This is a genomic window from Acinetobacter sp. YH12152, assembly GCF_013418285.1.
GTDB lineage: Bacteria > Pseudomonadota > Gammaproteobacteria > Pseudomonadales > Moraxellaceae > Acinetobacter > Acinetobacter amyesii.
In genome coordinates this window covers 21917-35714 of sequence record NZ_VPCH01000005.1, presented here as the reverse complement: position 1 = coordinate 35714, position 13798 = coordinate 21917, and the positions used below count along the sequence as shown (strand labels likewise).

The 13798-nt window shown below is 40.3% G+C and carries 12 protein-coding genes; 4 read left to right on the top strand and 8 right to left on the bottom strand.

Going from position 1 to position 13798, the window contains the following annotated elements; all coding sequences use genetic code 11:
- Positions 1-107: 107 nt before the first annotated feature.
- Together FTU83_RS02975 and glnK are read right to left on the bottom strand one after the other, a co-directional pair.
- Complete coding sequence (locus FTU83_RS02975) at positions 108-1514, bottom strand: ammonium transporter (RefSeq protein WP_180008071.1); 1407 nt, start codon at positions 1512-1514, stop codon at positions 108-110.
- A gap of 61 nt (positions 1515-1575) precedes the next feature.
- Positions 1576-1914, bottom strand: a complete 339-nt coding sequence (gene glnK / locus FTU83_RS02970; protein ID WP_067763174.1) for a P-II family nitrogen regulator — start codon at positions 1912-1914, stop codon at positions 1576-1578.
- Positions 1915-2192: 278 nt separating this feature from the next.
- Between glnK and FTU83_RS02965 the strand changes: the two genes are divergently transcribed.
- Together FTU83_RS02965 and FTU83_RS02960 are read left to right on the top strand one after the other, a co-directional pair.
- Positions 2193-2420, top strand: coding sequence for an accessory factor UbiK family protein (locus FTU83_RS02965; RefSeq protein WP_078189551.1), 228 nt, complete (start codon positions 2193-2195; stop codon positions 2418-2420).
- Between the two features lie 66 nt (positions 2421-2486).
- On the top strand, positions 2487-3977 hold the full coding sequence (locus tag FTU83_RS02960) for a YifB family Mg chelatase-like AAA ATPase (RefSeq protein WP_180105631.1): 1491 nt from the start codon (positions 2487-2489) through the stop codon (positions 3975-3977).
- Positions 3978-4020: 43 nt separating this feature from the next.
- Here FTU83_RS02960 and FTU83_RS02955 read toward each other — a convergent pair whose 3' ends face one another.
- Entirely contained in the window at positions 4021-4758 is a 738-nt protein-coding gene (locus tag FTU83_RS02955) for a TorF family putative porin (protein ID WP_180105630.1), read from the bottom strand.
- A 396-nt stretch (positions 4759-5154) separates the two neighbouring features.
- Positions 5155-5931: a TorF family putative porin gene (locus FTU83_RS02950; protein WP_180105629.1), complete on the bottom strand. Its 777-nt coding sequence runs from the start codon at positions 5929-5931 to the stop codon at positions 5155-5157.
- Between the two features lie 715 nt (positions 5932-6646).
- Between FTU83_RS02950 and FTU83_RS02945 the strand changes: the two genes are divergently transcribed.
- Complete coding sequence (locus FTU83_RS02945; protein ID WP_180105628.1) at positions 6647-7966, top strand: OprD family outer membrane porin; 1320 nt, start codon at positions 6647-6649, stop codon at positions 7964-7966.
- Positions 7967-8069: 103 nt separating this feature from the next.
- Here FTU83_RS02945 and ppa read toward each other — a convergent pair whose 3' ends face one another.
- A complete protein-coding gene (gene ppa, locus FTU83_RS02940) occupies positions 8070-8606 on the bottom strand; it encodes an inorganic diphosphatase (RefSeq protein ID WP_078189469.1) in 537 nt (178 codons plus the stop codon).
- Between the two features lie 114 nt (positions 8607-8720).
- Entirely contained in the window at positions 8721-9119 is a 399-nt protein-coding gene (locus FTU83_RS02935) for an MAPEG family protein (RefSeq protein WP_078189470.1), read from the bottom strand.
- Between the two features lie 107 nt (positions 9120-9226).
- On the opposite strand from FTU83_RS02935, the gene FTU83_RS02930 reads away from it, so the two are divergent.
- Complete coding sequence (locus FTU83_RS02930) at positions 9227-9616, top strand: hypothetical protein (protein WP_168378240.1); 390 nt, start codon at positions 9227-9229, stop codon at positions 9614-9616.
- Positions 9617-9674: 58 nt separating this feature from the next.
- On the opposite strand, the gene FTU83_RS02925 is transcribed toward FTU83_RS02930, so the two are convergent.
- Positions 9675-11354, bottom strand: a complete 1680-nt coding sequence (locus FTU83_RS02925; protein WP_168378241.1) for a long-chain-fatty-acid--CoA ligase — start codon at positions 11352-11354, stop codon at positions 9675-9677.
- A gap of 149 nt (positions 11355-11503) precedes the next feature.
- Complete coding sequence (gene parC / locus FTU83_RS02920; protein ID WP_180105627.1) at positions 11504-13723, bottom strand: DNA topoisomerase IV subunit A; 2220 nt, start codon at positions 13721-13723, stop codon at positions 11504-11506.
- Between the last annotated feature and the right edge of the window lie 75 nt (positions 13724-13798).

The following is a 13798-nucleotide window of genomic DNA, read 5'->3' as shown; positions in this document are numbered from 1 at the left end:
TAGAGTGTAGCAAAAATTTTGAAATTTGTAGAGCTTTACGCTAGATATGGAAAAAAAACAGCCCTTTCGGGCTGTTTTACACAATATATTGATTTACTGTGATCTTATTATTCTACACGTTCACCATGTTGACTTAAGTCTAGACCCATACGTTCGTCATCAGCTTCAACACGGATGCCAATCACCAGATCAATCACTTTCAAGATAATGAATGTCATCACTGCTGAGTAAGCAATAGTCGCTAGTACACCTTCGACTTGAACCCATAATTGATGCATTAAGTTACTCGGTGCATTGTCACCCATGATGAATTCGCTGGCAAAGAATGCTGTAAGGATCGCACCCACGATACCACCGACACCATGTAGACCAAACGCATCCAAAGAGTCATCCGCTTTCAAGGCACGTTTCAGCGCAGTAATACCCCAGAAGCAAACCACACCACCAATCAGACCCATCGCTAAAGCGCCGCCAACTGTTACGAAACCTGCCGCAGGTGTAATCACCACAAGACCTGCTACTGCACCAGAAGCACCGCCCAAGACAGACGCTTTACCACGAACCACTTTTTCAGTAATTAACCATGCCACTGCTGCTGCTGCTGCTGCAACTTGTGTTACCACCAATGCATAACCAGCGGAACCATTTGCACCTAGTGCAGAACCACCGTTGAAACCGAACCAACCTACCCATACAAGGCTTGCACCGATGACAGTTAGCGTTAGATTATGTGGTGCCATAGATTCACGGCCAAGCCCCATACGTTTACCAAGCATGTACGCTGCAACGAGACCCGCAACACCCGAGTTGATGTGAACTACTGTACCACCCGCAAAATCAAGCGCACCGTCGTTACCTAACCAACCACCGCCCCATACCCAGTGAGTAATTGGTGCATAAACCACGACACTCCAAATTGCGATGAACGCAACAAAAGCACCGAATTTCATACGTTCTGCAATCGAACCACTAATAATGGCAACGGTAATAATGGCAAATGTCATTTGGAAAATAACAAAAAGAATCTCTGGAATCGTACCCGTCAACGCTTCTGTAGTGATACCCGACAACATAAATTTGTCTAAGCTACCGATAAAGGCATTGCCTTCACCAAATGCTAAGGTATAACCCACAATCACCCACGTTAAACTCACGACACCCGCAGCAACAAAACTGTGTGCCATGGTGCTGAGTACATTTTTCTTACGGACCATACCGCCGTAAAACAATGCTAAACCGGGAATTGTCATGAGTAAAACAAGTGCAGTGGACACTAAAATCCATGCTGTATCACCTGTATCGAGCTTAGGTTCTTCTTCTGTAGGTGCTGGTTCTGCAGGTGCTGGCGCTGCTTCAACTGGAACTGCAGCTTCTGTTGTATTTAGCGTTGTTGTATTTGCAGTATCAACTACTGTGACTTCTTCTGTAGGTGCTGTTGCGCTTTCTTCAGCCCACGCAACAGAACCACCTAAAAGTGCACTGGACAAGCCGAGTGCAATTAGCATTTTTTTCATTCGTATCCCCCGACCTGATTTTCTGAGTTATTAGCTACTCAGCAAACTTCATGCCAATTTTTTAAACGGCATCTGCACCTGTTTCACCAGTACGGATACGGATGACTTGTTCCAGATTGCTTACAAAAATTTTACCGTCGCCAATTTTTCCTGTGCTTGCAACACGAGTAATTGATTCAATTACGGTATCGACCATTTCATCACTGATTGCGATTTCGATTTTTACTTTTGGTAAGAAATCAACCACATATTCAGCACCACGATAAAGTTCAGTGTGACCTTTCTGGCGACCGAAGCCTTTAACTTCAGTGACAGTGATCCCTTGAACACCATTTTCAGAGAGTGCTTCACGCACGTCATCTAATTTAAAAGGTTTTACAATTGCAGTTACGAGCTTCATGTTTTGTTTTCCTTCGGCTTATTTCACCTGTAAGGTTTTATGTTCAATTTTCATGCCAATATGACTACAGTCGGGGGAAAATAGTCAGCCCAGCATGAGATTTCTTTATAACCTATTTTATACGGATAATCTTGCGTATGCTTATAAAAATAGACGTTTTTACTAGAAGAATTACGATTTTACTGATCGATTAAACGCATATTTAAATAAAAGCACTATGGTCATGAATGTGGCGATGTTAAACTGCTGCCACCAATTCACTGAGGATGGTCAAAACAATGATTGAAACCTTATTACAAGCGATATTAGAACAAATCGATCAGCCGAAAAAAGATGTCGAACATAACCTGCGTAGCTTACTCAATGAAGCTGTAAGCAAAATGGATCTCGTGTCGAAAGAAGAAATCGAACGCCAACGTACTGCACTGAATAATGCCAATTTACGTTTAAATGAATTGTTGAAACACGTCGAAGAACTCGAACAAAAAATTCAGAACAAAAAATAAGCACCTTTTTAGTGCAACAAAAGACGCATAACGATTAAAAATAATGCACCATAACGGAACAATAATATGTCTTTTGCCAAAATCTATACTCGGGGTTTGCTCGGCTTAAATGCACCCCAAATTGAAGTTGAAGTTCATGTCAGCCAAGGCCTACCGTCATTGACCATTGTGGGCCTACCTGAGGCCGCCGTCCGTGAAAGTAAAGACCGTGTCCGCTCTGCGATTATTAATAGCGGCTTTCAGTTTCCGACCAAACGTCTGACCATTAATCTAGCACCCGCAGATTTACCCAAAGATGGTTCACGTTTAGATCTCGCCATTGCTTTAGGGATTCTGATCGCGTCGGGACAACTTCCTGAAAATGCAGCAGATGGTTTTGAATTTATTGGAGAATTGGCACTTGATGGTTATTTACGACCTGTCAGTGGCATCTTAAGTATAGCCATTGCCTGTCAGCATATCGGGCATCATCTGATTCTACCGGCACTCAATGCCGATGAAGCGGCGCAACTGCCGGAGTTCCAAGTCTTTCCTGCACAGCATCTTAAGGATGTATGTGAACATTTAAGTCGTTCAGCCTTAATCAGTAGCCACCCTTCAACATCGTCAGCCAATCAACACAGTTACCCTTTTGATTTATCTGATGTGAAAGGTCAACTGAGACCACGTCGTGCTTTAGAAATTGCGGCGGCTGGCGGTCATTCCCTGCTATTTCGTGGCCCTCCAGGCACAGGTAAAACTCTACTCGCCTCGCGTTTAGCCAGCATTCTTCCGCCCTTAGATATGCAAGAAAATTTGCAAGTCGCGAGTATTTATTCCATTGCAGGTGCAAATCATCATTTTGGGCAGCGTCCATTTCGTGCGCCGCACCATACCGCATCTGCGATTGCCCTCGTCGGAGGCGGATCAAATCCTAAACCGGGTGAAATCACCTTGGCACATTTAGGAGTTTTATTTTTAGATGAGCTGCCTGAATTTGATCGAAAGGTGTTGGAGGTGTTACGGCAACCACTCGAATCCAAGGAAATTGTGATTTCACGGGCTTCTCGTCAAATCACCTTCCCTGCAAATTTTCAATTGATCGCAGCAATGAATCCTTGCCCATGTGGCTATGCCTTCAACCAAGACAGCCGCTGTCAATGTAGTGCTGAAAGTATTAAACGCTATCAAAACCGTATTTCAGGTCCATTATTAGATCGTATTGATTTACATATAGATGTCCCGCCACTGGCAGCGCATGAATTACAAAGTTCGCAAGAGGTTGAAAACTCAAGTACGGTTAGGCATCGTGTCATTCGTGCCTATGAGTTACAAATAGATCGCCAGCAAAAATCCAATATGGCACTGACGCCGACGCAATTGGAGCAACAAGCAGTTTTGGATGCTACTGCACAGAATATTTTACAGTTAGCCCAGCAGAGAATGAATTTATCTGCGCGTGCCTATCATCGGGTGTTACGTGTTGCCAGAACCATTGCCGACTTGGCTCAAAGTGAACACATTAAAGCTCAACACGTTTCTGAAGCGCTGTCCTATCGAAGCCAACTCAATGCTTAAAAAAATGGCGACCTAAGGTCGCCATTTTTAATGCTCTTTAAAATTAGAATTCGTATTTCAAACCAAATACGACTTTATTCTTTTGTTTTTCATCCGCACGGTCATAACCACCAACTGTGTAATTCATGCTTGCGGTAACACCTGTATCTGCTAAAGGCTTGCTTAGACCAATATCAAAGTGACGGAAACCAAAGCTTTCTGTTGTTCCTAAATCTTTTTCAAAATCACCTGAATCTTGATATGCATATAAACCAAGCGCGGTATCTAGACTGAAGTCTTTAGGAAGTGCATAGCTATATGATGCTTTGATATAAGTATCACCTGCATTACCCCATGAAACATCTTCAAGCAAAGTTTGCGCTGTTAAGCCAAAATCTTTATAGCTTAGCCCAAGCATTGTTTCTAAACCGTTTGCATCACTTGTATCAATATCATAGTAATAGTAGTAAGTTAGACCTGCTGTGTAACCAAGATCATCATTAATTGAACCGTTATAGCCCGCATAAAAATCATTTTCAAAACCATTCGGTAGGTCATCAACATAGTTTAATGTTGAACCCCACCAACCTGCATAGAAGCCTGATGCATGGCTATAATCCAAACCACCTTGGATTGTCACATCTTTATTTTCAGGCACATTGGTAATACCACGTAAATTATAGCTAGACAGTACGCCGATATTTCCAGATACAGAATGCTCAGAAGCAGGTGCTTCAGCAAAAGTAAACGTCGATGCTGCTCCTAGTACAGCGATTGATAAAGCTTTAAGTACAAATTTCATGGTTTGTTCCCCCACATCGTGCGACGACGTATTTTTTGGTTATTTCGTTGAACTCAATGAGGTATTAGCAAGCGCTGTGCCATGTTTAAAAATAAGCGCATATTTTTTTTATAAAAGTCACCATTTTGGTTTATGAAAAACCAATATATTACTGTTTTTATTTATTATTTTTTAATTATCCTATTTGGCCTTTTTTCTCTTTAATTTATTTTAGAATGCAGATTTTCATCTATTTAGATTATTTAAATCTTCGGGTTGATAGATGTAACAGGACTTTAAAAATGCGCTTTTTTGAGTATATTTTTTCAACACCGATCTCAAAAATGCATAAAAAAAGTGCACAATCACCATTATGCACTTTCAAGAATATGACTGAATACGATCAACTCGTTAATGTTAGAAAGAATAGGTCAATCCAACCACAACGTTATCGTCTAATTGCTCGCCTTCACGATCTTTACCGCCCCATACATAGTCAGCAGCAATTTCAAATCCAGTATCAGCAATCGATTTACTCAAGCCTAAACGTGCTTCAGTGAACACCACATCTTCTGTGGTTGTTAATAGGCTGTCATCACGACTGTCATTAAAAACAGAAACACCAAGCGATGAATTTAATGAAACATCATAAGGTAATGCATAGCTATAAGCAGCATTCAGATATACATCTCCTGCATTGCCATAATTAACATCAGACAACAATACAGCCATGCTTGCAGTTAAATCTTTATAACTTATGTCCTGAATAAATTCGACGCCCGTTGTGCGACGCTTTTCAGAGCGGTCATCGTTATAAACTGAACCGCCACCTTGATAGACATAGGCCATCACTTGTGACTTATAGCTCCAATCTTCATTCAGTTCACGTCCATATCCGACATAGAAATCATGTTCAAAACCATGTGACTGACTATCGTCCGTAGGGTCATAGTTGAGTGTAGAACCCCAATAACCCGCGAACAGCCCACTGTTGTGTGCATATTCAAGTCCGGCTTGTAATGCTGCTTGATCATTTTCTTCACTCGCACGGTATACATATTTGTTTACCACGCCCAAACTTCCAGACCAATTCTCTTGTGCAGTTGTGGCTTGTTCAGTTTGTTCTGCAAATGCAGGGACTGTACCTAGGGTCACTAAAATACTTAGAATTGCTTTTTTATAAAATTGAATCATGTTTAGTCCCCACATCGGATCGATCGTGGATTGGGTTGAGTAAAATTTAGCGCCGATTTTAATCGATTTTACGCCACTGTATAGCCCCTTTTTTCTTATTTTGATCAATTAAATCATTTAAAAACAAAGGTAAGATTATATATAACAGTAAAAACTAAGCTTTTGATTCATAAAATATCTTTTATCGTGTTCCAGTCTTTAACAATGATTTAATGCTTTCATTAATATGTATTTATCACGATTATTATCATCTTTTATTGAGCTAGATTTTAAGGAAAACATTTCTGACGACTTCGCTAAAAGTCATTCTCTATTTACTAAAAATACGCCAACAGTGCTTACTTAGCCTGAACATTGATGCCATGCACCTCAGCAGTTTTTATACTTTTTGATCAAAATACCAATTTAATTTCAGCACAAATTATCGCGAAGAGTAATGATAAATCAGCAAGTTAAATGAGAGTTTTTACCATTTTTTATATTTTTTTATGATAAGCAATGAATAAACTTCTCTTTAGCTTAATATATATTCAATTTAAATAAACTATTTGTTAAACAACAATAACATACGAAATATTTGCTTATTCCAGATTAACCGATGATCTGAATGTTTTCTAACTTTAGTGTAATAAGCGCATTAAAAATAGTGATTTTTTTAAGAAAAAATATACAATCGCACTACATATTAACCAAATTTGCATGAGGCTCTCTCCCAATGCTTAAAGCTCAACAACTAACACTTGCAGTATTAGTAAACGCTGCTCTTATTTCTACTGCTTTTGCTAGCGAACAAAGTGAATCTAAAGGCTTTGTGGAAGATGCCGAAGGCTCTGTATTGTTCCGTACAGGTTATTTACATCGTGATAAAAAAAATGGCGTAGATGATACTAGCTCTTTTGCGCAAACTGCTATCGTAAATCTTGATTCAGGTTTTACCAAAGGTACTGTTGGTTTTGCAGCGGGTATCATAGGCGATGCATCAATCAAACTTGGTGAAAATGCCCATACCGATAACGATATGATTCCAACGCATGGTGGCAAAGATGCGAATGGTAAAGTTGATGCTTATGATCACTGGGCTCGTGGTGGTGCATACGTAAAAGCACGTATTTCAAATACGACTGCAACTTACGGTACACAACTTCTCGACATCCCTGTATTAGCAAGTAATACTGCACGACTAGTACCTGAATACTACACAGGTGTTTTGGTTGAAAGTAATGAGATTAATAATCTTAACCTGATCGCTGGTAAATTCACTGAAAATCAATTATCAAATCAAATTAATTCTGATGGTGCTAAGTTAGACCGCGCAATTGTTTGGGGTGCAAAATATAAAGCAAATGATCAATTAAATCTTGCTTACTATGGTACAGATATTAAAGATCGTTTAGATCGTCATTATATCAATGCCAATTTTACTCAAGGTTTAGCTGATAAAAGCTCGTTGACTTATGATTTAAGCGCATATCACACAAAATGGGATAAAGATGCTAATCAATACTTATATTCTCAAATTGGTGAAAGCAACGACTCATTCGATAACTCAATCGCTGCCCTTTCTACAACATATAATCGTGGTCCACACAATGTCATGGTTGCTTACCAACAAAACTTTGGTAATACCGGTTACGACTATGGCTTAGGTACAAACGTTGGTGATGGTAAACAATCTATTTACATGCCAAACTCATATCTATCTGACTTTATTGGTAATGATGAAAAGTCTGTACAACTTCAATATACCTATGACTTTGGCGCATTAAATGTTCCAGGCCTATCTTGGACTTCAGCATTTGTTTACGGTTGGGATATTAAAGCCACTGATAATGCCGGTACAATGATTAGCGACAATGAAGAAGAACACGAATTCTTTAACCAAGTGAAATATACCGTTCAATCTGGTTTTGCCAAAGATGCAAGCTTACGCCTTCGTCATTCTTACTACCGTGCTAGTAATAACTACCAAAACAACTATATTGGTGATACCAATGAATGGCGTATTTGGTTAGACATCCCTGTGAAATTATTTTAATTTCGCAGCTACTCTAAGATAGCGAAAAAAAACCTGCACACTGTGCAGGTTTTTTTTATGAGCATCGTTTTCATATAAAAACGATGCTCAGCTTAAAACAATATTATTTGTTCGCAGCTTTGTAAGCTTCAATTGAGCTAAGTACTTCTTGTTTCGCAACATCAGCACCTTCCCAACCACTTAACTTAACCCATTTACCAGGTTCTAAGTCTTTGTAGTGTTGGAAGAAATGTTCAATTTGATTGATCAATAATGCAGGAAGATCGGTATATTCTTGAACATCTTTATAAAGCGGAGTCAATTTGTCGTGTGGAACCGCAACGAGTTTTGCGTCAACACCACCATCATCTTCCATGTTCAATTTACCAACAGGACGGCAACGAATTACAGAACCTGGTTCTACTGGATGCGGAGTTACCACAAGTACGTCTAGTGGGTCACCATCCAAAGATAATGTATTTGGAACATAACCATAGTTCGCTGGGTAGAACATTGCAGTACCCATGAAACGGTCTACAAATAACGCATCAGAATCTTTATCGATTTCGTATTTGATTGGTGCTGCATTTGCAGGAATTTCAATAATGACATAGATGTCGTTTGGTGCATCTTTACCCGCTGGGATATTGCTGTAGCTCATAGCATCACTCTTTAAACAAGTTAAATCTTTTAATCCGGCACAATTATAACGGTTTTATCGCTTTTTTTGTGATTTTAGCGATCATGCTGATAATTTAATCATCAAGCAGAACATTTAGCTTAATTTAATGACCAATAACATCAGGCAAATCGGGCATAACATCGACAAGGTCCAAATGATTGAACGTAAAGTTGCCCAATTGGCTAAATAACATAGCCCATAAATAACGCGTAAAACGAGATAGGCTATCCCAAAGGTCATGATGTATTGTTGATGAATCACCATGTATTCGGCCATTAGAATAGCCGCAATAAATAAAGGTAAACTTTCAAAACTATTTTGCTGCACTGCATGTGCGCGGCTCGCCAACCCTGTAGAGCGCGCTAAAACTTCACGTGGATTTTGATTATCACTCGATTTAAAACCTGCAGCTCGCTTCGCAATAAATGTAAATACATATGGCAGTAAACAAGCGGCCAAAATGAGATAGATGATCCCACTGATGCTGTGCATGTGTTTTTTCTCAGGAAGATTTTATGGCTGCTATAATACCATGGCATTTCGTGAATAATTTTTGTTAAATATAGTGTTTTTATAATCGGCAGATGAAAGGATCCTCTATGAGCACTTCTGATCAAGATCAATTATTTGAAGTTCTTGAAGAGCAAAAACGCCATCAGCTTCGCGTCGATCGTGCCTTAAAAATCGTCATCCCTGTGACTGCATTTTTACTTGCTGTGATCTGCGCCAACTTAAATGTCTGGTCGACTGTTTTCAGCTTTGTCATCATGTGGGTTGCATTCTATGCAGTTTCCATCAAGCAACTTCCCCTTTGGCATTGGGTCATTGTCATTGCACTGTATTGTTTAGTCGACAATATTTTAACCTATGGCAGCTATAACCAATCCGGCTTTAGTCGTCAGTTCGGTGCGATGTTTATTTTCTTAGGTGTTTTTGGAGTAGGACGTCGCTACTTTGATCGCTGGTCGATGAATAAAGGCAAGCTTTAATGATCTAAATTAAAAGCGATAAAAAAAGCGCCCGAAGGCGCTTTTTTTATGCATTATATTATGCTGTTTTACGCAAATCTTTACGTAGAATCTTACCAACATTCGATTTTGGTAATTCATCCATAAATTCAACATAACGTGGGCGTTTATAGCCAGTTAAGTTTTCTTTTGCGAATGCCAAAACTTCTTCAGTCGTTAAAGATGGATCTTTTTTCACAACGAATAATTTAGGTACTTCACCTGATTTTTCATCAGGAACACCAATCGCAGCAACTTCTAGCACTTTTGGATGTTTTGCAACAACTTCTTCAATTTCAGAAGGATAAACGTTGAAGCCAGACACCAAAATCATGTCTTTTTTACGGTCTACAATCTTCACATAACCGCGTGGATCCATGACACCAATGTCACCTGTACGGAAGAAACCGTCCGCCGTCATTACTTTGGCAGTTTCATCTGGACGGTTCCAATAGCCTTTCATGACTTGAGGACCACGAATCGAAATTTCACCTTGCTCACCTTGAGCAACTTCATTGCCATCATCATCTAAAATAGCAACTTCAGTTAGTGGCAATGGAATACCAATCGTACCGCTGAATTCCATTGATGCTGGAGGGTTTGCGGTTGCAACAGGTGAAGTTTCTGATAAACCATAACCTTCGATAATATTGGTACCTGTAACTTTCTTCCACGCTTCTGCAGTCGAAGGAAGCACTGCCATACCACCACCCATCGCCATTTTTAGCTTACTGTGGTCAAGTTGCTTGAACTCTTCATTGTTCACCAAAGCATTGAACAATGTGTTCACTGCTGGGAAGAATGAAGGTTGGTATTTACGTAATTCTTTCATTACCGCAGGTAGGTCACGCGGGTTAGGAATCAATACGTTTGCCTGACCTTTGTACATACCGTAAAGTGCACACACCATAAATGCAAAGATGTGATACAGCGGTAATGCACAGAAGATACGATCATCTGGCTGACCATCTTTCTGACCAAATTTACTTTGGAAAATACCATCACACTGCAACATATTTGACACAAGGTTACGATGGGTCAATTCTGCGCCTTTAGATACGCCAGTTGTACCACCGGTATACTGAAGTACAGCAGTATCACTTAAAGTTAAGTTTGGACGTTTGTAATTGTTTGCACTCACTTTAGACATTGCTGCATTAAAGCGAATATGACCTGGAATGTTCCAAGCTGGAATTTGTTTACGTACTGAACGTAATACAAAGTTAACCAATGTACCTTTCAGCGTACCAAGCATGTCACCCACAGATGCCACGATCACATGTTTTACTGGGGTTTTACCAATAATCGCTTGGTAAACAGATGCAAAGTTTTCAATAATAACTAGAGCTTCTGTTCCAGAGTCATTCAATTGATGCTCAAGTTCACGAGAGGTATACAGTGGATTCACGTTGACCAATACCAGGCCAGCGCGGAATACACCCAATGCGACAACAGGATATTGAAGAACGTTCGGCATCATGACTGCAACGCGTGAACCTTTAGCCAAACCTAAGCTTTGCAAATAAGTTGCAAATTTACGGCTAGCTTCATCAAGTTCTTTAAAAGTTAAGACTTTATCCATGAAGATAAAGGCATCTCTTGAGCCAAACTTCTGAAAATTACGCTCAAAAATATCGACCAATGAGGTATTTTCTGCGGGTAATTCTACAGTTTCTGGAATCCCTGTCTTTTGGTATTCAGCGAACCAAATCTTTTCCATAACGCCCAATTCTCCTGTCGTAATCCTTAATAATCCAACTGTTTTTTTTCAATATTAAGCGGTCATTATTTAACTTGTTTGTGCTTAATATTGCATCCATTTCACGAATAACAGCATATATAACGTATTTCGTTCCATGGATGCTAGTATTATCTTTGAATGAACAGTTTATTTGCTTTTTGATATCCACGTGGTAACAACACGCCTTTCGATGCACGTTTACCCACATATTTTTGCAGATCGTCGCCTTTAAGCTTTAATTGTTGATTTCCTGCAAGCACTTGAATTATTTCATCTAAATTCAAAGTTGTCATGGATACTATTTGATCTTTTGCTTCAAGTTGTATCAATTTATTACCTTTACCCTTATTCAATACTGGTAATTCATCAAGTTCAACCAACAGCAAACGCCCTGCAGAACTGAGGAGTGCAAGATGTGTTGCATTCTCAATCGCCGTTAAATTCATGACCGCCGCGCCTTCAGATAAGGTAAGGAAGGCTTTACCTGCTTTTGCATTGGTATCGAGGTTTTTGGCTTGGGTTTTAAAGCCATAGCCTTTACTACTCATCGCCAAGACTTCTGTTTCATCTTCAGCAATAAATACTTGTTTAAAGCCGACACCACTTGCAGGTGCAAGTTTAGAACTCAGAGGCTCACCTAAACCACGCGCGGATGGTAAAGTATTGATGCCCAAAGCATAGCTACGACCGGCATCATCTAAGACATAAACGCGTTGATTTGATTTACCTTGCGCATGGCTGAGATATTGGTCACCTGCACGGAAATTTAAGTTCTCAGCATCGACTTCATGACCTTTCGCCGAGCGAATCCAACCCGCTTCAGACAACACCACAGTCACAGGATCTGCAGGAAGCATATCTTGTTCATTAATCGCATGGGCTTCTGCACGTTTCACAATTGGAGAACGGCGGTCATCACCAAATTTCTTCGCATCTTCTTTAAGTTCATTAATGATCAATGCTTTTAATGACTCAGGGTTCGCCAATTGTTCACGAATAATGGCTGCTTTGGCTTCCAATTCTTCTTGTTCACGGCGCATTTCCATTTCTTCAAGTTTTGCCAAATGACGTAACTTGAGTTCTAAAATGGCTTCGGCTTGAATTTCATCGATATTAAAATGCGTCATTAACACAGGTTTAGGCTGATCTTCTTCTCGAATAATTCGAATCACTTCATCAATATTCAGATAGGCAATAATCAAGCCTGCAAGTATATGTAACCGTTTTTCAATTTTATTCAGATGATAAGTCAAACGACGTGTCACGGTATTTTTACGGATTTCGATCCATTCCAACAAAATACGGCGGATCGATTTCACTTGCGGACGACCGTCAGCGCCAATCATGTTCATATTGACACGATAGCTCGACTCTAAGTCAGTGGTTGCAAATAGATGACTCATCACCGATTCAGCATCAATACGGTTTGAGCGCAGGACAATCACTAAACGTGTTGGGTTTTTATGATCTGACTCATCACGTAAGTCCGTGACCAATGGCAACTTCTTCGCCTGCATTTGATCTGCAATCTGCGTGATCACTTTCGAACCTGAAACCTGATACGGTAACTCCGTAATCACGATTTCATTTTTCTCAATGCTGTACACAGCACGAGTTCGATAACTTCCGCGACCCGTGGTTTGAATTTTAAGTAATTCTTCTGGAGAGGTAATAATTTCCGCACGTGTCGGCAAATCAGGCGCAGGAATATATTCTGCGACTTTCTCATCGGTTAAATTTGGATTGCGAATTAAGGCGATGGTGCCCTTCACCACTTCACGTAAGTTATGCGGTGGGATATCGGTTGCCATACCCACAGCAATGCCCGTTGTGCCGTTGAGTAAAATATTTGGAACACGTGCCGGTAAATTCACTGGCTCTTTCATCGAACCATCAAAGTTATCCTGCCAATCACAAGTCCCTTGCCCTAACTCTGACAGTAATAAATCACTATACGCAGACAGTTTTGCTTCGGTATATCGCATCGCTGCGAAGGATTTCGGATCATCTGGTGAGCCCCAGTTTCCCTGACCTTCAATAAATGGATAGCGATAACTAAACGGCTGCGCCATGAGGACCATGGCTTCATAACAAGCTAAGTCACCGTGAGGATGGTATTTACCCAGTACATCACCAACCGTACGTGCAGATTTTTTTGGCTTACCCGTTGGCTTTAACCCGAGCTCGCTCATCGCATAGACGATACGACGCTGAACGGGTTTTAGACCATCACTGATATGTGGCAATGCACGATCCATAATCACGTACATGGCGTAGTTGAGATATGCTTGTTCGGTAAATTCTGCTACGGAACGGTTTTCTGTCGCATGATGCGCAAGGCTTGTCATAACAACCTGTAATCCTAAATTGTTCGTTCTTTATTGGGTTCTTATGCTATGTCGCAGGTGTCCCCTATACAAGGG